The sequence below is a fragment of the Paenibacillus sp. FSL H7-0690 genome (genome assembly GCF_037980415.1).
GTDB classification, from domain to species: domain Bacteria; phylum Bacillota; class Bacilli; order Paenibacillales; family Paenibacillaceae; genus Paenibacillus_AQ; species Paenibacillus_AQ odorifer.
This window is the reverse complement of record NZ_CP150281.1, coordinates 1,882,788-1,903,653: the sequence shown is the minus strand read 5'-3', so window position 1 is coordinate 1,903,653 and position 20,866 is coordinate 1,882,788. Positions and strand designations below refer to the sequence as shown.

The 20,866-nt window shown below is 46.5% G+C and carries 16 protein-coding genes; 3 read left to right on the top strand and 13 right to left on the bottom strand.

The window, feature by feature from the left end; translation table 11 throughout:
- Positions 1-209 precede the first annotated feature (209 nt).
- Complete coding sequence (locus tag MHI32_RS08295) at positions 210-1,076, top strand: AraC family transcriptional regulator (protein ID WP_076126358.1); 867 nt, start codon at positions 210-212, stop codon at positions 1,074-1,076.
- Positions 1,077-1,167: 91 nt separating this feature from the next.
- Here MHI32_RS08295 and mgrA read toward each other — a convergent pair whose 3' ends face one another.
- The 4 genes from mgrA to MHI32_RS08275 form a co-directional block, all read right to left on the bottom strand.
- Positions 1,168-2,166, bottom strand: coding sequence for an L-glyceraldehyde 3-phosphate reductase (gene mgrA, locus MHI32_RS08290; protein WP_340012147.1), 999 nt, complete (start codon positions 2,164-2,166; stop codon positions 1,168-1,170).
- A 107-nt stretch (positions 2,167-2,273) separates the two neighbouring features.
- Positions 2,274-3,014, bottom strand: coding sequence for an NAD-dependent protein deacylase (locus MHI32_RS08285; protein WP_076134068.1), 741 nt, complete (start codon positions 3,012-3,014; stop codon positions 2,274-2,276).
- Positions 3,015-3,048: 34 nt separating this feature from the next.
- Positions 3,049-3,813, bottom strand: a complete 765-nt coding sequence (locus MHI32_RS08280) for an HAD-IA family hydrolase (RefSeq protein WP_076281099.1) — start codon at positions 3,811-3,813, stop codon at positions 3,049-3,051.
- Between the two features lie 34 nt (positions 3,814-3,847).
- Complete coding sequence (locus tag MHI32_RS08275) at positions 3,848-4,591, bottom strand: alpha/beta hydrolase (RefSeq protein WP_076126350.1); 744 nt, start codon at positions 4,589-4,591, stop codon at positions 3,848-3,850.
- 193 nt (positions 4,592-4,784) lie between these two features.
- Between MHI32_RS08275 and MHI32_RS08270 the strand changes: the two genes are divergently transcribed.
- Positions 4,785-5,825 carry a fucose 4-O-acetylase gene (locus MHI32_RS08270; protein ID WP_076126348.1) on the top strand — a complete coding sequence of 347 codons (1,041 nt, stop codon included), beginning with the start codon at positions 4,785-4,787 and terminating at the stop codon, positions 5,823-5,825.
- Between the two features lie 89 nt (positions 5,826-5,914).
- Here the strand turns inward: MHI32_RS08270 and MHI32_RS08265 are convergent, their stop codons facing one another.
- From MHI32_RS08265 to MHI32_RS08230, 8 genes are all read right to left on the bottom strand, one after another.
- Positions 5,915-6,862, bottom strand: a complete 948-nt coding sequence (locus MHI32_RS08265; RefSeq protein ID WP_076126345.1) for an ArsR family transcriptional regulator — start codon at positions 6,860-6,862, stop codon at positions 5,915-5,917.
- Positions 6,863-7,007: 145 nt separating this feature from the next.
- Positions 7,008-8,402: a family 43 glycosylhydrolase gene (locus tag MHI32_RS08260; RefSeq protein ID WP_076279753.1), complete on the bottom strand. Its 1,395-nt coding sequence runs from the start codon at positions 8,400-8,402 to the stop codon at positions 7,008-7,010.
- Between the two features lie 42 nt (positions 8,403-8,444).
- Positions 8,445-10,193, bottom strand: a complete 1,749-nt coding sequence (locus MHI32_RS08255) for a sugar-binding domain-containing protein (protein WP_076281100.1) — start codon at positions 10,191-10,193, stop codon at positions 8,445-8,447.
- A 27-nt stretch (positions 10,194-10,220) separates the two neighbouring features.
- Positions 10,221-12,002 (bottom strand): glycoside hydrolase family 2, encoded by a 1,782-nt coding sequence (locus MHI32_RS08250; RefSeq protein ID WP_076279754.1) that lies wholly within the window; start codon positions 12,000-12,002, stop codon positions 10,221-10,223.
- Between the two features lie 58 nt (positions 12,003-12,060).
- Positions 12,061-12,996: a carbohydrate ABC transporter permease gene (locus tag MHI32_RS08245; RefSeq protein WP_076126337.1), complete on the bottom strand. Its 936-nt coding sequence runs from the start codon at positions 12,994-12,996 to the stop codon at positions 12,061-12,063.
- Between the two features lie 15 nt (positions 12,997-13,011).
- Positions 13,012-13,983: an ABC transporter permease subunit gene (locus MHI32_RS08240; protein WP_076141368.1), complete on the bottom strand. Its 972-nt coding sequence runs from the start codon at positions 13,981-13,983 to the stop codon at positions 13,012-13,014.
- A gap of 11 nt (positions 13,984-13,994) precedes the next feature.
- Positions 13,995-15,740 carry an extracellular solute-binding protein gene (locus tag MHI32_RS08235; RefSeq protein ID WP_076126335.1) on the bottom strand — a complete coding sequence of 582 codons (1,746 nt, stop codon included), beginning with the start codon at positions 15,738-15,740 and terminating at the stop codon, positions 13,995-13,997.
- Between the two features lie 405 nt (positions 15,741-16,145).
- Positions 16,146-17,099: a glycoside hydrolase family 43 protein gene (locus tag MHI32_RS08230; protein ID WP_076192862.1), complete on the bottom strand. Its 954-nt coding sequence runs from the start codon at positions 17,097-17,099 to the stop codon at positions 16,146-16,148.
- Positions 17,100-17,593: 494 nt separating this feature from the next.
- On the opposite strand from MHI32_RS08230, the gene ilvD reads away from it, so the two are divergent.
- Positions 17,594-19,279 carry a dihydroxy-acid dehydratase gene (gene ilvD, locus MHI32_RS08225; RefSeq protein ID WP_036680967.1) on the top strand — a complete coding sequence of 562 codons (1,686 nt, stop codon included), beginning with the start codon at positions 17,594-17,596 and terminating at the stop codon, positions 19,277-19,279.
- Positions 19,280-19,456: 177 nt separating this feature from the next.
- On the opposite strand, the gene MHI32_RS08220 is transcribed toward ilvD, so the two are convergent.
- Positions 19,457-20,857 carry a polysaccharide deacetylase family protein gene (locus MHI32_RS08220; RefSeq protein WP_076192865.1) on the bottom strand — a complete coding sequence of 467 codons (1,401 nt, stop codon included), beginning with the start codon at positions 20,855-20,857 and terminating at the stop codon, positions 19,457-19,459.
- Positions 20,858-20,866 lie beyond the last annotated feature (9 nt).

The window sequence follows — 20,866 nt, the reverse complement described above, 5'->3', positions numbered from 1 at the left end:
TCCATCCTTTCGCTGCTTCAGCCAGTGGGAATTAGTAAAGCGTTCTTTATGTACTCATTATAATAGATTCATTCATCCTCTGATAATGCAATCATGTGTGTAATGTATGGATAAATGTGACTTCCCATAATATAATAATTACATATATTACTGTTACTCTCTAAACTATAAGCCATTAAATGACATTAACACAAGAAAGGCTGTCCCAAATGGAGCATACTTATTCCGTAGGATCCAATCCAGTGTATTACGATAAACAGAACCTTCATGTACTGTTTGCCGGCCAGAGTCAGACCCTGCCCATGCATCAAGCTGGACCCAAGATCTATGATTATTATCTGCTGCATTTCATAGAATCTGGATCGGGCGTTTTCCGTACAGAACATCATAAATATGAGTTGGGTAAAGGGGACTGCTTCTTGATCCATCCGGGACAATTAGTCAGTTACGTCTCGGATAAAGACCAGCCCTGGTGCTATCGCTGGGCAGCTTTTACTGGCAGCGAAGCTGACGATCTGGTGCTGCAGACAGGGTTCACACCACAACAGCCTGTGGTGACTACAACAGGTGAAAGCCTCATTCCAGGTGCCCTGTCCAGCATCATGCAAGCCTTCAACGCCAACAAAGAGAGTGCCCATCTGACTTCGCTTGGCTATCTCTATCTCATTGTCGGCGAAGCAGCTGATTTGCTCTCTTCCTTCTCTCGTCTTCCCGGCGCAGAATCACAGGTTAAGCGTACTGTGAAGCAAATGATCCACTACATGGCATCTCAATATGCGCACCCGGTCTCTATTGAACAAATGTGTGATACGCTGGGTTATAATCGAGCCTACCTGTCCCGTGTATTTAAGCAAGAGACCGGATTATCTCCGGTGACCTACTTGCTGAAGCTGCGGATTGAAAAGTCCAGACAACTGCTGCGTGAACGACCGGAGCTGTCCGTGGAACAGGTAGCAGCATCTGTGGGGCTCACCGATGCTTTATACTTCTCTCGCCAATTCAAACGGTTTTGTGCCCAGTCACCGACGGCTTACCGGATGACTACAACGAGACAAGCAGAGAAACCTGAACGTTAGTTTGCCCTTAATCCATAAATCCATAAATCCACTATACAACAACAGCCCACCTTCCTTAACGTAAGGAACCGGGCTGTTACTGTTCAATATGCTATAGTTCTGTCTTTAAAATCGTTTCAATCCGCTCTAACTCCTCCGGACTGAAATCAGGATCAGCTAAAGCAGCTATATTCTCTTCAATCTGATCCACTCTGCTTGCTCCAATCAGGGCAGAAGTAACCTTGCCACCCCGGAGTGTCCAAGCCAGTGCAAACTGAGCCAGACTCTGTCCTCGCGAAACCGCAAGCTGATTAAGTGCGCGAATCCTCCGCTGCACCTCCGGTGTAATCCGGCTCTCATTCAAGGCGGCAGACGGCTTGGCAGCTCTTGACCCTTCTGGAATACCATTCAAATATTTGTTGGTTAACAAGCCTTCAGCCAAGGGTGTAAAAGCGATGCTTCCTACACCACTATGTTCCAGTACATCCTGTAAGCCGCCCTCAATCCAACGATCGAGCATAGAATAACTAGGCTGATGGATTAAGAGCGGTGTGCCCAGGCTTTTTAGAATACTGAGGGCTTCAGCCGTCTGCTCCGCATTATAGTTGGATAGTCCTATATATAAAGCTTTGCCAGAACGTACCGCATAATCCAGCGCCTGCATGGTTTCTTCAAGCGGTGTTTCCGGGTCTGGACGATGAGAGTAATAAATATCAACATAATCTAGGCCTAGCCGCTTCAGGCTCTGATCAAGACTAGCCAGCATATATTTACGTGAACCCCATTCCCCATAAGGGCCGGGCCACATGTTATACCCTGCTTTTGTAGAGATCACTATTTCATCACGATAAGGATACATATCATTGGCAAGAACTTTACCGAACAGCTCTTCTGCTGAACCAGCTGGTGGACCATAGTTGTTGGCCAGATCAAAATGGGTAATTCCAAGATCAAAAGCACGAGTGATCATTTCTCTGCCGTTCTCGTAATTATCGATCCCACCAAAATTCTGCCATAATCCTAATGAGATTGCTGGGAGCTTGAGACCTGAGTTCCCGCAACGATTATAACGCATGTTGTCATACCGTTTATCGTCTGCTACATATACCATTGCTTATCCCTGCCTCTCATTACACGCTGTTGTGAGCCTACCTTATCTTTAAACTTCTGAGCGTAATAATAATCTGGCAAGAGAAACCAAAGGACAGCTTTTTCCTTCTAGCTTAATAGATCCTTGACACTGCCCATTACTTTTCCAATTCGATCTGTAATCAGCAAATCCGCCTGATCATCATAAGGTGTGGGATCTCCGTTCAGCAGCACCGTACGTTTGCCCCGGAAATAAGTCACCAGACTGGCCGCAGGCTGAACCGTTAGCGAGGTTCCACCAATAATAAGCATATCTGCAGAGGCAATCGCTGCTACAGAGCCCATAAGCACGGAGTGATCCAATTCTTCTTCATATAAAACCACATCCGGCTTGATAATTCCGCCACATTCCGGGCAGCGAGGAACGATCTCAGTCATTTCCAGCAGTTGATCCAGCCCGTAATACCGTGAGCAGTCCATACAATAGTTGCGATGGATCGAACCATGCAGCTCAAGGACACTACGGCTACCCGCCTGCTGGTGCAGGCCGTCAATATTTTGCGTAATCACCGCTTTCAGCTTCCCCTGCTGTTCCAACTCCGCTAGTAGCTGATGCGCACCATTCGGACGGGCCTCTGGATGAATCATTTTACTGCGGTAAAAATCAAAAAAAATGTCCGGTGAGGACATAAAAAAAGTGCGGCTCAGCATCACTTCAGGTGGATAAGGTGAATTGTGCTGAGTTTGATATAATCCAGCTGCGGAGCGGAAATCAGGAATTCCACTCTCTGTAGACGTACCCGCCCCTCCGAAAAAAACGATATTGTCACTTTCTTTGATCCAAGAAGCAAGTGTCTGCAATTGATCCATGCTAAGTAGCACATCCTTTCCTTTTATTAGCTGATCAGTAAGTGATCCGAAGCTCATTGAAACCGGAAATGATTACATCTGCATCTATAAGGTGCTCCCCATCACCACTGGCGGAAATCCCAATTGCGAGGCGAAGCCCTGCACCTTTACCTAATTGCATATCGGCATTACTGTCCCCAATAATAATCGTCTCTTCAGGCGAAAGCCCTAACTCCCGGCAGGCCAATTCAGCCATTTCAGGAGCTGGTTTTCCGTTTTTCACTCTGTCCCTAGTAACTACCGAATCAAAATAGCCTGCCACATTAAGCCATTCCAAATGCTCTCCGGTGGTCTTTGCCCCGTCGGAGGTAACCACGCCAAGCTTAAGCGATGCCGCAGAGCATTGCTCCAAAAAAGAATGAAGTCCCGCTAAAGGCTGTGCCATACGGCGTCGGCGTAATTCATACATCGCGTTTTTAGTTATGCTTTTCACACGGGTCAGCGCTTCATTCCAAGGAACTCCTGCTGCATATAGCTGCCATGCGAGTACACCGTAACTTTCTTCTTCTGTAGCCATGGTAAGCGGCCCCGCCGGGTCGTACCCCATTAACTTCCCTTGCGGATCATGTTGCGTACCCAGCACCTTGCTGCGCTCTACAATAAATCCCGCTCCCATGATCGCAAGTTGATCTTCCAGTCCACGCAGCACAAGCTCCGCCCAATTCCCCCAGGTGGCTAATAGATCGAGTATTGTCCCGTCTTTATCAAACAATATTCCGGAGCAGGGAACGCATTCATCGTTAATGTGTAATATGGGCATGAATTGTTTCCTCCCTCTGTTGAATGACCCGTAACTACCTCAGATTTCCCAGCCAATCCAACAGGGCACTTACTGTGCGACTCTGCTGCTCTTCCTCGGATATTGTGGCTTCGCCGTCCCCCTTCTGAGGCCCGTAGCTGCCAAATTGCGCATGATTGCCACCTATAATTGAACTATAAACTGTATTATCTGGCAGATAGGAGCGCCCTTTGTTGTAGCTATCTCTGTCAATCACTTGATCCTCAGTACCCACAACCGACAACACTGACAAAGTAGTCTCTCGTAGACTGCCCTTTTCATCTGGATAAGAGGCTAAGAAAAACACACCTTCCAGTTGGTCCGTATGCTCAATTGCGTAACGTGAGGCCATGACACCCCCAAGTGAATGTCCACCCAGCACAAAAGATTGCTTCGGATGCACACGAATTATCTCTTCTGCGGCATCCCCCTTCGTTACGGCTAAATTAAACGGCATTTTGGCGATGTAGAAGGGATGCCCTGCAGCAGCGACGCTCTTCGCAAGAGGGGAGTAAGCTTCCGGTTTAACCAAAGCCCCAGGATAAAATATAATCGAGGCGCCCTTAGTAATGGAAGGTTCGAACGAGATCCAATTATCATTCTGTTCGACGGTAACTCCACCACTTGAAATCAGTGCGGTTTCGGCTTCTTGAGCCGGTGCATATGGCGTTAAATACTTCCATATCAGCAACCCGGCTACCACTAAAATAATCAATACAAAAATAGCGACGCGACGCTTAGTTATTCTTCTCTTCAACATGTTCCACTCCCAGATGTTAATGCATATAAAAATTATAGTGGAATCCCTCTATTCTAACAACCTTCAACACATCGCCACATTTCGCACACATGATAACGCTTTCTATTGTGACTTAATTCACAATTAAATCAAAGAAAATCTAGTATTTTAAAATTAAATTAATTTGCATACAGCATAATTTGGAGGCTAAATCATGGTAGGGGAAAACTCGCTGGAAACGCGCGGAGAAACCTTTTTTCTCAACCTGCGTTTTATGCTTATTATCACTGTTTTTGCCGGTAATGCAATTGAACCTCTGATTAACAAAATGAGCGGAATACACGGATTATATATGTGGATTTTCAGCTTTCACATGCCGCTGTTCGTACTGGTGACCGGCTATTTCGCCAGAAAAAGCCTTGCCGGAACTACCGGCCGCAAAATGCTGCTGCAAATTGGATTGCAATACCTCATTTTTCAAAGCTTATATTCCGCACTCGACGTTTCCCTCTTTCATGTAAGCAACATCCAGCATTCCATTTTTGCACCCTATCTGCTCCTATGGTTTCTGGCCAGTCATGCCTGCTGGCGCCTCCTGATGCTCGGTATGAGCAGATGGTCCATAACCGCTAAGCTCCTCTTCGCTGTAACAGCAGGGGTGGCTGTCGGATATCTCCAGCTGGACGGTGTATGGTTTAGCATCAGCCGTACCTTTGTATATTTGCCTTTTTTCATTATCGGCTATCATTTCTCCTTCGAAACCTTCGTCAAGCTCTATCAGAAATATATCAAAATCTTTGCAGCAGCCGCCTCCATTCTACTCCTTGCCATCATGGCCGCATGGGGGGCAGGATTTCCCTTTGGCTGGTTATATGGCAGCATGACCTATATGCAGCTTGATGCCAATGTATGGTATGCAGGCGTATACCGTCTGGGACTGTACGGACTACAAATTGTCGCTTCACTCGCTTTCCTCGGCCTCGTACCTTACGGAGCGAGCCGCATGACCGACTGGGGGCGCCGCACATTGTATGTTTTCCTGCTTCATGGTTTTATCGTTCGTCTGGCTGCCGTTTCCGGGATTTACACCTATATTGGCAATGCTGCTGGGGCAGTAGTCCTGCTGCTCACCGCCGTATTATTCACCGTATTGCTGGCTCAGCCGTCCGTTAAACGGCTCTTTCACCCGCTGGTTGAGCCGTCCGTTGACTGGATGATCACCCTTCAGCGTGCCGCCCTACGGCGCACACTCTAGCTTTACATCCAGAACAAACAAAGCAAGGCGGTTCCTTGGATACGAAGATTCGTTTCCGAGGAACCGCCTTGCTTTGTTCATCTCCTAAGCTAAAGTTCTACTTCATCCTGATCCATGGTATATTTTACCTTCATCATAATATGTTGTTCATAATCGCCAAACTGGCGCCCGAACAGGTTAAGTCCGCCTTGATGAACTGCATCAGGGTTGATTCCAATGCGCAGCCGCAATTTGGGGCTCCGGTTAATCAGAAGATCATTTAAGGAAACATTCGACACTTTCTCCATATCAAGTGTCGTCTTTTCATGGTCAACACGCCAGGTCTTGAGAAACCCGTATTGTGTAGATCCATCCCACCACCAGTTCGGATTCAGCTTGCCCCGCCGGTCACCGAAATCACCGGGACTGGTCCACATGCCGATCTCCGATCCATTCACCCATACAGAGATGTTCGAAGGCCAGTTCTGGTCATAATTCGGAGCTTCCGAACAGATCTCCATGGATAATTCCAGCGATTCAATTTGTGCTCCGGAGGGGATATCCATAGGCAGCAAATATTCCAGAAATCCTTTGCGGAGCCAGATCAGCTGAGCGTTGACATGTTTAGGGTGATAAAAGCTCGACGGTTCATCTTCTTTGATAATAAGACCCTCGCTATTAGCCATTCCGCAAGTAGGAGATACCTCACAGTCGCTATAATGGCCGATCGGCATCTCTACTTCATAGACATGAGTTAATCCCTTTGACATCGGTTCTTTCAAATTCAAGGCAATATGAAGATCATCATAATTCCGGCTGCAAACTTTCATTGCCCCGCGTGAAGCCGGAAGCAATTCTGTATGAATTAACTCTGCTGCTTCTAATACTTTAATATTGCTTGCTACCGTCGACACTGGAAGCTTCAGCCTCTCAGCGATTTCAATAATATTTAAGTTTTTGGAGTTTAAGAGCCGAAGAATATCAACCCTAGAACGAGTTGATAAAGCATGCGTTACTGTGACTAATTTTTCCGGGTCGTTTAAGCTAAGTTCCAGCACAAATCAGCTCTCCTTGTATCCTAATAATTATCCTAATCTTACTTCTTAATGAGATGAAAAACAATCACACCTACAGGCCCTTTCACCTAGAAATGACCTCCGGAAAACCGGAAGCCATTTCATATGTCTCTTAGGTTTGTTCGATTCACAATGGCTTAATATCAATGAAATCAATTTCTCCGTAACCTTCGCCTTTGGTAAAACGAAGCTTGTTCATGCCTGCCTTCAGTTGAACCCGGGCTGTGGACAGCCCCCAATTCTCCCACCCTTTATTGGTGATATAAAATGGGCTGGCAGGTCCTGCATTGACACTAAGCTGAAAATTCGACCAATTCCCGCCAGACGTTCCATTCGCCGTTCGAGCCAAAAGAATATACTCGCCTGCGGCTGCCGCATCAACCGAAAATTCCACGTAACTATCCGGCGTATCAATATGACCCGCCTTAAGTCCAGCCGAGCCCTTGGGACTCGAAGAGGCATAGGCATCGCCGCCAAATATCCCTTTTTCCGCTTCGTAGCGGGTATGCATGGTTTCACCTGAAGGCAAAGTTATCGGAAGATTAGGGTCAACGGGAATACCCAGATTAGGTGTATGATCAGCATTCCAGCTGAATTTCTGCATCCGCACCTCGCGGTTCCAGCCAGCGTTATTGTATTTGGCGACATGGTACATGATCCAATCCTCTTGGCCGTCAGGAGACTTTGTAAACGAATGGTGTCCAGGTCCATAAAGTCCATTGCCTGAGGAAAAGATAGGCTGATTGCGTTTATTCCATGATGCCGGATTCAACAGATCACTGGAGATGTCTGCGGTGATCAGTCCCAGACAATAATCATTAGTCCAGCTTCCGCTTGCCGAGTAGACCAAACTAATGACTTCTCCATTTATAATCACCTGTGGTCCTTCATTCACATTTGGGGAATGATTCGTTTCCCAGCTATACGTTGGTCTTGAAATCTCTACGCGTTCGGAATCAATGGTCCAGGGATTACTCATATGCGCGATATAGAGATTCTGCCGCACATTAACATTCCCCTCCCAGCCGGACCAGATAAAATACAGCTCGCCGTTCACTTGCAGCACAGTACCGTCTATAGCCCACTTATTGCTTGAATCTGTGATCTGGCCTTTGTACTGCCAAGTTCCCTGCATCGGGTCTGCCGCTGTGTTCTCCATTACATGCATGCGGTGGTTTACGTTATCTCCGTCGTCCATCGCATAGTAGATATACCAAGCTCCGTTTATATAATGTAGCTCAGGCGCCCAGATGCCGCTACCGCCCGTGTTGACAACTTTAGTAGGCGCTGCATCAATAGTGGTCAACTGGGCTGACTTCCAGAGGGTAACATTGCCACCTGTTGTTTTGGTGAAATAATAGAAGCCATCTGTATGTTTATACACCCATGGGTCCGCCCCGTCCTGCATAACCACGTTGTAAAAGTCATTATGATCAGAGACAGCTAGGGTCACCTTCCCCATTGGAAGAATAAGAAGAACACTTAAGGCGACCAGACATTTTTGCCGGAAATTCACTTTCATAATCTATCACATTCCTTTCGAATGAATAGTTACGTAGCGCCTCTAATCTTCAATTGCAGCCTTACGCGCATTGATGCCGCGGATTCGCTCGGGGTCGAACTTCGGCTGTCTGTCATAAGTGTACAGTCCATTGACTTCCTGCTCCACATCGTACAGCTGGGTATAGCAGAATCCAAACATCAGCGGATGATCCAATAGAACATTCGTCAACCCCTCGTAGCGTTCGATAAACATTTGCTCTGAGGTCGGTCTGTCCCCATACCCCCATGATTTTTCATCTTTCTGCTGCGGGTTCCACCAAATTCCGCCATACTCGCTGATGAAGTAAGGTTGACCTTCATACGTTTGGCGATCCGGGAAGGTATTGAATACTTCTCCGCCACTTTTCATCGGTTCATATCTGTCCCGGAACGTCTGCGGATTCTGGTCATAGTCATGAAGATCGAAGATATCTGTAGCCACATGGAAGTTGCCGCTTGTATCAATTACTGGACGTGTTGGATCCATACGTTTTGTTACGTCGTAAACAATCTGGAGCACGGGGTTATGCTGTTTCGCACCGTCCCGGTCCCAGGTCTCATTAAAAGGGCACCAGCCGATCAGCGCGGGATGATTGAAATCACGCTGCATACCTTCGAGCCATTCCGGCAGGAAGTGAGTCAGGCTATCCGCTCCAGTAATATTCAGCCCCCAATTGGCATGCTCTCCCCAGACAAGATAACCTAATTGGTCAGCCCAATAAAGATAACGCGGTTCAAAGATCTTCTCGTGAAGCCTCGCGCCATTGAAGCCAAGCCCTATTGAGATTTCGATGTCTCTGCGCAGATCTTCATCAGTAGGAGCGGTATAGATTCCCTCCGGATAAAAACCTTGATCCAGAACTAACCGCTGAAATACGGATTTCCCATTGATCCGGAATGCCATCCCATCCAGTCGTACCGTGCGGAGTCCAAAATAAGAATGGACCACGTCACTCTCCCGTCCCTGACTATGCAAGGACAACTTCAGGTCATACAATCTGGCGTTTCCAACTTCCCACAAGTGAATCTCTGATAGCGGAATTGTAAGTTTTATAGAGGGTCCGGAAACGATCACACTGCTGTCCCCAACGGGTTTGCCGCCATAAAGAGCAGTGGCCCTAAGCGTGTCCCCCGCTGCGTTCCCTTGTACCTTCATTTCTAGGTGCACACAGCCATTGTCGGGATCAGCGACAACTTTCAGATTAGACAGATAGGTTTCAGGGACTTGCTCAAGCCATACCGTCTGCCAGATTCCTGTAGTGCGTGTATAATCACAGCCGTGCGAATGGAACTGTTCACTCTGCTTGCCCCGTGGCTGTCGTCCCGATCGAACGTCGTCTTCAGCATAGACAGTAATCACATTACTGCCCGCTAAAAGATTAGAAGTAATATCAAAGCTAAACGGAGTATATCCTCCGCGATGCGTACCTACGGATACGCCGTTCACCCAGACCTCCGCCATATAATCAACGGCGCCAAAATGAAGGATAACTCTGCCATTTGTCCAGCTCTCCGGCACGGTAAACTCCCTTTTATACCATACAGCAGCCATAAAATCTTTATATTCTACACCGGACAGCTTGCTTTCCGGACAGAAGGGCACAGTAATTGTCCCTGAGAGATTATGTTCGTAAACAGGGTATCCGCGTTCCTTCCCACTTTTGCCATGATCAATTTCGAATTGCCACTGGCCGTTCAGATTGATCCACTCTGGTCGAACAAAGTCAGGGCGGGGATATTCAGGACGCGGAAGCGTTGCTTGTTGTGTCATGGTGTAACTCCTTTTAGTAAATGTTATTTATTGGATATGCATCATAATGTTGCGGATCGCTTCAAGCGGAGCTTTGGGCTGTCTATCATAGGTGAGCAGTCCGTTGATTTCCTGCTCGACATCCGTCAGCTGGGTATAGCAATACCCTTGGATCACCGGGGAAGTGAACATCGGGTCAACCACAGCCTTGAGCTTCATCAGGAAATCCTCTTCATTCTCTGCCCCAGAATAACCCCAGCCCTCCCACTCACTTTTCTTGAAGGCAATTCCACCAAACTCGGATACGAGAATCGGCTGGCCTTGATACGAAGCTCCACCGACAAATATTTTGCGGTTGGCCGGCATCGCATTTACAGAAGATTCTGCCGTGGCATATCGCTCCTCCAGCACTGCCTGATGGCTCTCATAGTCATGAATAGTCACCAAATCTGTAGTCATATGCTCCCACCCATCGTTATACACAACAGGTCTCATCTCATCCAAGGATTTCGTTAAATGATACATAGCCAATCCGTGCTGCTGCTGGCGTGTATCAATCTGGACATTGGGAACACCCCAGCTCTCATTAAGCGGAACCCAGGTCACGATACAAGGATGGTTATAGTCGCGCTCGATGATCTCCTGCCATTCCTTCGTGAAACGGCGGACATACTCCTCGGAATATTCGTAAGCATTGGCTGCCTCACTCCATACCAGCAGGCCGAGCTTATCACACCAATACAGGAACCGGGGATCTTCTGTCTTCTGATGTTTTCTCACCCCGTTAAAGCCCATTTCTTTCGTCAGCTGGGCATCACGTTTCAGCTCTTCGTCTGTAGGTGCGGTTAGTATCCCGTCAGGGAAGTATCCCTGATCAAGCACCAGTCTCTGGAAATATGGGCGGTTATTCAAGCATAGCTTGCCATTTTCAATCGACACCTTGCGCATGCCGAAATAACTCGCCACTTCGTCAATTACTTCCTCATTCCGAAGCAATTGAAATTGAATATCATACAAATTCGGATGCTCAGGGCTCCATAAACGTCCAAGACCATGATCCGCAAAATCACCCAAGCCGATAGTGCGCAGCTGCTCACCATTCATGACCATATATTGATCTTCCGCAATTACTTCACTGTCATACGATACCGTTATGCGCAGCTTGAGCGGATCAGCAGACTTAAATCCTTGCAGAAAGGTCCGAAGCCGGATTTCATTGCGGTCAATATCTGGTGTCATCATGGTTTTACTCAGATGCACTGCAGACAGCGGTTCAAGCCAGACACTCTGCCAGATTCCGGTTGTGCGGGTATAAAAGATGGCAGCAGACTGCTCCAGCCAATATTGCTTGCCACGCGGCAAGGTGACATCACGGCTGAAATCCTCTGCGCGCAGTATGATGGTATTCCTTCCTTTGAGCAGCGAAGGAGTGATATCGACCTGAAATGGTGTATGTCCGCCTTCATGCACGGCCACCAGCTGACCATTCACCCAGACTTTTGCCAAATAATCAACGGCGCCGAAATGGAGGACAATCCGCTTCCCATTCCAACCCTCAGGAACTTCAAAAGTTCTTCTATACCACACAACATCATGAAATGAAGGATCTTCAATCCCGCTCAGCTTGCTCTGAAACGCAAAGGGCACTTGAATAACCCGTGAAAATAAACCCTTTGTGTCCGTCCGATACCATTGTTCTTCCTCACCGACATCTTCATCATCAAACGTAAAATCCCATTCTCCATTTAGGCTAAGCCAATCCTTACGGGCAAATTGGGGTCTTGGATATTCTGGACGTGGAACGGATGTGCTGCTTGCTTCTGTCAACATGGTGTACTTCACTCCTATTAAATAATTTCTATATAAGATGAACTTGTTTTTTTGCCCGCTATCCTTTAATCGAACCTACGTAAACACCTTTAACAAAATATTTTTGCAAGAAAGGATATACCATTAATATAGGAAGCGTAGAAACGACGATCGCACAATACTTAACCAGCTCGCGGAAAGCCGTCTGGCTCTGGGCACTATCGATGACTACCCCGCCTGCACTGCCGATCGAGGTTGCGGTTGCATCATTAGCTACTAATATTTCCTTCATTAATAGCTGCAGTGGGAACAGCTGTCTGTCCTTCAACAACACCATCGCATTAAACCATGAGTTCCAGTTCCCCACTAAATAGTATAAAAAGATTACGGCCAGCGTAGCTTTGGACAGCGGAAGAATCACATTCGTTAAAATATGGGCCTGACTTGCCCCGTCTATGGTAGCCGCTTCTTCCAATTCCTGCGGAATGGCTTGAAAGCTAGTTCGTAGGATAATAATGTTCCATGTGCTTAAAGCACTTGGCAAAATCATGGCCCACAAATTATTGTACAGACCTATATCCTTCATTAATAAGAACCAAGGAATCAACCCGCCGCCAAAAAACATGGTGATTGTAATCAGGATCATGATGAAGTTTTTGAAATACAATCCTCGTCTGGATAATACATAAGCTCCCAGAATGGTCATGATCATGTTGACTAATGTGCCTAATCCTACATATATAATCGTGTTTTTATAGCCGTTGATCAGACTGTTATCTTTAAATACCAGCTTATAGCCATCCAAAGTGAATCCCAGCGGTTTCAGCAAAATGCCTTTATGAGCAATCAACATGCCGGGGTCGCTGACGGAGGCAAACAGGATGTGCAGGATCGGATAAAAACACACCAAGGTTAATGCGGTCAGCAGAGTATAAAGTGTGCCGTCAAATACTCTGTCACCGATGGATTTATGTTTTCGTCTTTTTTTCGCTTTACGCTGCAAATTATCTTTCATAGCTGTCCCTCTTTCTTACCATAAGCTGACCTCGGACCTGCGTTTGGCTATTGTATTGGTCATCCAGAGCAGCCCAAAGTTAACGATTGAGCTGACCAAGCCCACAGCCGTGGAATAACTAAGACTGGCTTCTCTTAAACCGCGACGATACACGTAAGAGGCAATAACATCCGCCGTATCATAGATCAGAGGATTGTACAGCAGGATAATCTTCTCGTACCCGGACGACATCAACCCGCCGATGGCAAAAATAAACAGAATGATGATAACTGGGCTGATCTGCGGCAGCGTAATATGCCACATTTTTTTAATCCGTCCCACTCCGTCAATTTCAGCAGCTTCATATAATGAAGTATCGATGGAACTCATCGCCGCAAGGTAGATGATGCTATCCCAGCCGATGCTCTGCCAAATGCCGGAGAAGGTATAAATCGGCCGGAAGAACGCAGAGTAGCCGAGCAGTGAAGAGTACTCTTTTCCGGTAATAAATTGCAGGATTTGCGTGATAATCCCTTCATCTGCGGCAAAGATATGAATGATCCCGCATACCACCACCAGGGAAATAAAGTGCGGCATATAGGTGATCGTTTGGACCACCTTTTTAAACTTAACCCCACGGATTTCGTTCAGCATCAAGGACAGAATAATCGGGGCTGTAAATCCAAAGGCAATCCCCCAAACATTGAGGAGAAGGGTGTTTTTAACGACCCGCCAGAAATAAGGCCCTTGGAAAAAATCAATAAAGTGCTTAAACCCTACCCACTCGCTCTGGCCAAACCCCAGCAGGGGTTTAAAATCCTTGAAGGCGATCATAACCCCCCACATCGGCCCGTAGCAGAAAATCAGGAACCACGCTACAACAGGGACAGCCAACAGATAGACAAACCAGTTCTTTTTCAAATCCTTCTTAATCACTAACTTGGTATTTTTAGGTTTGGCATCCTGAGGAATGGGCTTTATCGCTCTGTTTTTTCGTAATATTTCCATAAAACAACCACCTATCGTTTGTTATATCGATCTAAGGCTGCCTGATGGATACTCAAAAACTCTTCCAATCCCATACTCTGAGCTTCTTTCAAAAATTTATCATAGGCATCTACCGGCAGGTCTCCCATTATGATTTTTGCAAAATACTCTCCGCGCAGTGTCGACAGCTGGTTTCCAAGCTCGGCTTCCCGCGAAGCTTCATCTTTGGTAAAGGAAATAGGTGGCATAGCCATACTGGTGTCCATATTTTCTGTCCAATTCTTGCGAATGTCTCCCGAGTAACTTCCTTTGGCAGCGATCAGCGGGTTGGAATGATGCTCATCCCGGATATCCGGCCAGTTGTGCATCCGGTATTTCCATAAGGTTGTCGATACGGGCTGACCTTCAGGGTCTTTAAAGATATAACTGTTCTCTGGATAATAAGGCATTCCCGTCTCATCAATCAGGTGGACCGTGCCGTATTCACCAAAGTTAATCAATTCCCAGCCCTTTTTACTGTAATTAAAATCAAGCCAAGCCATTGCCGCTTCTACATTTTTGCTTTGCGTGGTGATTGCAGCTTCGATCCCCGCTCTTTTGAAATTTTTGTACGTGGTTGCGGACTTATCTCCTTTGTTCAGAACCGGGTTCAGTGCGCCCACAAAGTCGATACCGCTCTGCTCTTTCCAATAACTCCACATCGTATCCGGAGAGTCCATCATCATCGCGGTATCTCCCGAAATGGCGCTCGCCATTCTCTGGTTAAAGTCTGCCGTTGCCCAGTCCGGGTTCAGTAATCCTTCTTTGTTCCATTGCTGCATGGTGGTCAAATATTCCTTAGCTTTCGGCTGTGCTGGCCCCCAGGCCACTTTGCCATTCTCATCAAGGAACGTCCAATCCCATACTCCATATGCGCCATTTATGATGCCGGTAAAAATCTGGCCGTAAGTAGAGCCGTAATTAAGCGGTGCTTTGTATCCGACTTCCTTTGCTTTAGTCAGGAAGGTATGCCATTCATCAATCGTATTTGGAACTTCAAGCCCTGTTTTGTCCAGCGCTTCCTGCTTAATCAATGTTCCAAACCAAGTCCACTCTGAATATGGGGCGATGCCATAGAAGCCGAGCAGCTTGCCGTCATCCGTGACCGTGGTTTTTCTTCTTGATTCATCCGAATTGCGCCACTTCGTATAGTTCGGAGCATTTTTCTCCATCAGATCTGTCAGATCGATATAAGCGCCGTCATTTACGCCCGCTTCAAAACCTCCCGGATAACGTCCCGGCTCAATGATAATGTCAGGCAGTTCACCGGAGGAGATCATCAGCGTGAAGGCATCCGCTTCCTGGCCGATTGGCGGCGTGATGAAGTTTACTTTGATTCCCGTTAATTGCTCCACCTGCTTCTGGACAGCATGATTGTTCATATCCGGAATATTGGAATTCGCAGGCATCCATACATCCAGAACCACATCACCTTTAACAGGATAAGCTGAGTAATCATTTGGAATGACTTCATCGAAGACGTCGCCGAGGTATGTATCATTCAAGGAATGATTAACTTCGTCGATTTGCTCTTGCGTTGGGGCTGTATTGCCGCGTATGTCTGCGCTGATATCTGTAAACTCAACCGGGTCTTTGGCTGTGCTCTCGTTCTCTTTGTTGTTGGAGACACCCTTATCAGCCCCATTGTTTGCACTGTTGCCACTACATGCTGTTACAGTCGAAATGATCAGTATTAACACAAATAAAAGACTAAAATAACGCTTTGCATTGTTCTTCATACTTAACCTCCCACTATAAAATATTTGCCATAACGCCTTAAGCAAATCCAAAGCTTGGAACCACGCTCCTTTTTGCCCTGTAGATAACTCCCCTTGATTAATACAGTTTTTCTGTATCTCAGATCGAATTATAAGCATCCAAAATTCATATGTCAACGCTTTCATACAATAATTTTGTAATCTTATGAACTTTTCTCAAACAAATATGTGGCTATACCAACTACAAACCTATTAAAAAACCGTACTAACCATCCTATATTTTGGCGAAAAACCCCTTATAAAACAGGCGTTTTTCGTCAATTATTATCGACAGCGAATAAAAATATCTGCATTACATGAAAAGGCCATTCATTACAGTTTTTCTGTAATGAATGGCCTTTTCAGTCTTGATTTCCTGTTTTATTCTTATTCTCCCGACGGTACGGTCTGAGCAAGCGTATCCCTACAAGGAACCCCAAAATCTGGTGTCCCATCCACCTTCCACCCAAATTTCTGGATACGGGTCGCGCGCAAAGACACATCCGCTCCAGCGGAAGGAAGCGCATGATAGACTATCCAATCTTCCTTGCCATCAGGAGAATGTGTGAAGCTATTGTGCCCCGTGGCAAAAATCCCGTTCTCTACACTTTTGCAAAATACAGGCGACATTGATTTTTCCCATGACAGCGGTTGCAAAGGATCTGCCGCTTCGTTCATGGTGAGCATCCCTAGTGCATAATCCTCAGACCAAGTCGTACTTGCCGAATAAACCATGAAAATACGATTGTTTCGCTGCAAAATTACCGGACCTTCGTTAATCGCCATGCCACCTTGCTTCTCCCATGACAGAGTTGGAGCGGTAAGCAGGTGATGCTCCCCTTCCAAGGTCCAAGGATTACTCATTCGCATAATGTAAATAGCCGACCCATAATCAGGAAAATGACCATATCCCGCATACAGAAAATACAGCTGATCCCGCAAAGACATTACTGTTCCATCCAACCCTGGGACAGGTGTCTGCAAAGCACCTCTCCATACCCACTGTCCTTCCAGCGGGTTCGCCGCTTCATTCTCCAGCACGCAAATCCGCCGTGAATCGTCGCCTCCTCCGTCATTCGCAGTGTAGTAAATGTACCATCTGTTGTCCAAATGATGGATTTCCGGCGCCCACAGATTGTAACTGTAGCTGCCCCCCGGTTCGGGAGACCAGATCACTTTCTTGTCGCCCTCCGCAAGGCCGGTCAAGGTTCTAGATCTCGTCAGCTCCAGACATTTAGCTTTTGTGGCCATAAAGTAATAATAGCCATCGGTATGTTTGAATACCCATGGGTCTCCTGAGCTTGCTACAATTGGATTTAAAAAAGTTGTACGCTGTGACATTCCCTTTCCCTCCTTAGCTTTTCATCCCCGTAAAAACGATCCACCGCGGCGATAATAATAGACAAATCCCGATTTTCCAGCACCTCCCATAAAATAATAACTCCCATCATACTCAGCTCTCCTAAAGTTGTCTAGAGTGGTAAATAGATACATCCGAACCCTGTTCCATTTTCCAAATAAAGCACTTTCCTTTCGAAAATGAGCTTTTCCTCCACTTCCCACGCTTTGCGTCAATCGACAAACTTCACATTGTCCGGTAGAAAAAACGTGCTCTTTGTGATAGACTCACTAATAACAATGACTTCTCCGTTCATTTTAGGCGGTAACTGTTTATACCAAAACAGCGGCTTTTTTTATAGAAACGGCATCGCTTTTCTTATTGAGGAAGCAGGTCCCCGTTCTTTCTATAAACCGTATATACGCAGGTCTTTGGAGTTCATTGCGTTAATGCGACACTATATTTGATTGAAATTCATTTAGGGGGGAATGTCATTATGGCAGCCAAGAAAATGCGTTCAGACATGATTAAAAAAGGCTTTGACCGTGCTCCACACCGTAGTCTCCTGAGAGCAGCCGGAGTAAAAGAAGAAGATTTCGGAAAGCCGTTTATTGCGGTCTGCAATTCCTATATTGATATTGTTCCAGGGCATGTGCATTTGCAAGAGTTCGGTAAAATCGTTAAGGAAGCGATTCGCGAAGCTGGTGGCGTTCCTTTTGAATTCAATACGATCGGCGTAGATGACGGAATTGCTATGGGACATATCGGCATGCGTTATTCACTGCCAAGCCGCGAGATCATCGCTGACGCCTTGGAAACTGTAGTTTCCGCGCATTGGTTCGATGGCATGGTCTGCATCCCTAACTGTGATAAAATTACACCGGGCATGATGATGGGCGCACTGCGTGTTAACATCCCAACCATGTTCGTAAGCGGCGGCCCAATGAAAGCCGGCGTAGATAGTAAAGGTAACAAGCTCTCTCTGACCTCGGTATTTGAAGGCGTTGGTGCTCACCAAGTCGGCAAAATCAACGATGCAGAGTTGCTAGAATTAGAACAATTCGGTTGTCCAACCTGTGGATCTTGTTCCGGAATGTTCACTGCCAACTCCATGAACTGCCTTGCAGAAGCACTTGGACTGGCATTGCCAGGTAACGGTACAATTTTGGCTGTTGCTGATGAGCGTAGAGAATTTGTTCGTAGATCCGCAACACAACTGATGGAATTGATTAAGCTGGATCTTAAACCAAGAGATATCGTAACTAAAGAATCCCTTGATAACGCATTTGCACTGGATATGGCAATGGGTGGTTCTACTAACACAGTGCTGCACACCCTTGCATTAGCTCAAGAAGCAGGTATCGATTATCCGCTTGAACGCATTAACGAAGTTGCAAACCGTGTTCCCTATCTGGCTAAGCTGGCTCCAGCTTCTGATATCTTTATTGAAGATGTGGACCGTGCGGGCGGCGTTAGTGCTGTATTGAATGAACTGCTGAAGAAACCAGGTGCTCTGTTCGGGGAATGTATGACCGTTACCGGCAAAACATTAGCTGAGAACGTAATCGGACACGAGATCCAAGATACTTCCGTAATTCATACTATCGACAACCCTTACTCCGAAAGAGGCGGTCTTGCCGTACTTTACGGAAACTTGGCTCCAGAGGGTTCTATCATCAAGGTTGGTGCAGTTGATGCTTCAGTAGGTGGATATCATAAAGGTCCTGCGATCTGCTTTGATTCCCAAGAAGCTGCACTGGAAGGTATCGCGAACGGTAAAGTTAAAGAAGGCCATGTAGTCGTTATCCGCTATGAAGGTCCTAAGGGCGGACCAGGAATGCCGGAAATGCTGGCGCCTACTTCACAAATCGTGGGTATGGGGCTAGGTGCTAAGGTCGGTCTGATTACAGACGGTCGTTTCTCGGGGGCCTCCCGCGGAATCAGTATCGGTCATATCTCTCCAGAAGCAGCTGAAGGCGGTCCGATCGCTTTTGTTGAGGATGGAGACATCATTGAGCTGGATCTCAACAACCGGAAGATTGAATTGCTGGTTGAAGAAGAAGTATTAGCAGTTCGTCGTACGGGTTGGAAAGAATTCGAACCTAAAGTTAAAACTGGTTACCTGGCTCGTTACTCCAAAATGGTAACCAATGCAAGTAACGGCGCAGTGCTGAAGATCTAATCCCTTTAGCAAAAAAGAATATTAAAACAAGCAAGAGCAGTCCCACCTTAGTATTTCTACTGGCGGGCTGCTCTTTTTTTAATTATCCCAATAAAAAAATGTTCCACAACCCATCGCTGGATTGTAGAACATCTCTTTACATGTCCACTGTAAAATATTTATCAATAAGATCATGAATCAATTGGTTACTGTCGCACCTGGCATTTCTACATCCGCAACCGAATCATTAAGTGACAACGATTCTTCCTGTTGCGATTTGCGTTTTTTTGCAGTTTTCGGATGATGAGGCAGCTGTTGATTCATCTTTTTGAGCAGCTCTGAGACAGGCATCAGGATAAGCTTCGGCACAAGGACCTCGCTCCGTTCTTTAAGCCTTGCCCCACCTGCTGGATGAATCACACTTAACAGGATCCTTAAGTAAAATTTGGAGGAACGTGCGAATAAGCCATCCGGCAAATCACGTACGGTAAAGCCGAATTTCTCCGGTCCCCGGTTAATCATGCTGACTCCATAAAGCGCTTTGGCTTCCGCAAGATCCACATCTTTGGCAATGATCTCAGCAAGAATGGGCAGATCCTTTTCCATTCTGCGGATCATTCGAATCGCAAGTTGAGCGGAAGAACGTGAATGAATCCCTAATTCGAACAACTGTTTATTATCGATGTGCAGCTCAATGACTTTGTCACCTTTACGCAGCAGTTCTCCGCCCTCGAGTTCAACCGGTTCACCCTGATATTTCCGCATCCGATAATGCAGGAAAGGATCTGACGGAGTAATCGTTTGGAGATGAAAAAGAGCTTGAAATACCTGTTCCCAAGCTAACCAAAGTCCTACAAGCACCCGTTTACCAAAAGATAAGCGCCGGATAGGTGACGTCTCAGCCATCTTAATCATCTCATCAATCCGAATGCTGCGTAGTCCCCGTTTACGGGCTTCCTCCAGAGTCTGCTCAAGAGCCACAAGCATATTCCCTGGAGCATCCGCATCTGCACCCAGCGTTGTGCCGCTATCATGCAACAACATCACTTCCCCGGGATTTAGACGGGCCAGCATCTTCTCAGTGAGTTTTTCGGCGCCGAGCTTCTCACGCCAATCGCCAAACATTGCCGACCAAAGCACAATTTCAACTTGGCGTCGTTTGGAAATATCAAATAAATTGACAATACCCCAAGGTGGACGGTAATACGTACTGCGTTCGCCAATAATATTATAAATAATATCATTCGTACGTTGAATCTGCCGGCGGACGGTTGCTGGCCGCATGAGCCAGTTCGTCTTGTGAACATAATTATGAATTCCGATGAGATGTCCCTCATCATGGATACGCTGAATAAGATCAGGATAACGTTCAGCATTAGAGCCGACTACAAAAAAGGTTGCTTTTGCATCATACCTCTTCAGTAATTCCAGCAGTAATGGTGTAAATCGAGGATCAGGTCCATCATCGAAGGTCAGTGCGAATTCATTTCGCCCAGTTCCTTTACGAAAGACACGGTAACCAAAAATCCGGCTGATCATACCAGGGATAAAAGCATAAAATGATGAGATGTAAAATAACCAGAGCAGCAAAGTCTGCATATTAATTCC

Coding starts and splice junctions, on each gene's coding strand:
- MHI32_RS08295 (WP_076126358.1), top strand. CDS start 210: ATGGAGCATACTTATTCCGTAGGATCCAATCCAGTGTATTACGATAAA.
- mgrA (WP_340012147.1), bottom strand. CDS start 2,166: ATGGTATATGTAGCAGACGATAAACGGTATGACAACATGCGTTATAAT.
- MHI32_RS08285 (WP_076134068.1), bottom strand. CDS start 3,014: ATGGATCAATTGCAGACACTTGCTTCTTGGATCAAAGAAAGTGACAAT.
- MHI32_RS08280 (WP_076281099.1), bottom strand. CDS start 3,813: ATGCCCATATTACACATTAACGATGAATGCGTTCCCTGCTCCGGAATA.
- MHI32_RS08275 (WP_076126350.1), bottom strand. CDS start 4,591: ATGTTGAAGAGAAGAATAACTAAGCGTCGCGTCGCTATTTTTGTATTG.
- MHI32_RS08270 (WP_076126348.1), top strand. CDS start 4,785: ATGGTAGGGGAAAACTCGCTGGAAACGCGCGGAGAAACCTTTTTTCTC.
- MHI32_RS08260 (WP_076279753.1), bottom strand. CDS start 8,402: ATGAAAGTGAATTTCCGGCAAAAATGTCTGGTCGCCTTAAGTGTTCTT.
- MHI32_RS08255 (WP_076281100.1), bottom strand. CDS start 10,193: ATGACACAACAAGCAACGCTTCCGCGTCCTGAATATCCCCGCCCTGAC.
- MHI32_RS08250 (WP_076279754.1), bottom strand. CDS start 12,002: ATGTTGACAGAAGCAAGCAGCACATCCGTTCCACGTCCAGAATATCCA.
- MHI32_RS08245 (WP_076126337.1), bottom strand. CDS start 12,996: ATGAAAGATAATTTGCAGCGTAAAGCGAAAAAAAGACGAAAACATAAA.
- MHI32_RS08240 (WP_076141368.1), bottom strand. CDS start 13,983: ATGGAAATATTACGAAAAAACAGAGCGATAAAGCCCATTCCTCAGGAT.
- MHI32_RS08235 (WP_076126335.1), bottom strand. CDS start 15,740: ATGAAGAACAATGCAAAGCGTTATTTTAGTCTTTTATTTGTGTTAATA.
- MHI32_RS08230 (WP_076192862.1), bottom strand. CDS start 17,099: ATGTCACAGCGTACAACTTTTTTAAATCCAATTGTAGCAAGCTCAGGA.
- ilvD (WP_036680967.1), top strand. CDS start 17,594: ATGGCAGCCAAGAAAATGCGTTCAGACATGATTAAAAAAGGCTTTGAC.
- MHI32_RS08220 (WP_076192865.1), bottom strand. CDS start 20,857: ATGCAGACTTTGCTGCTCTGGTTATTTTACATCTCATCATTTTATGCT.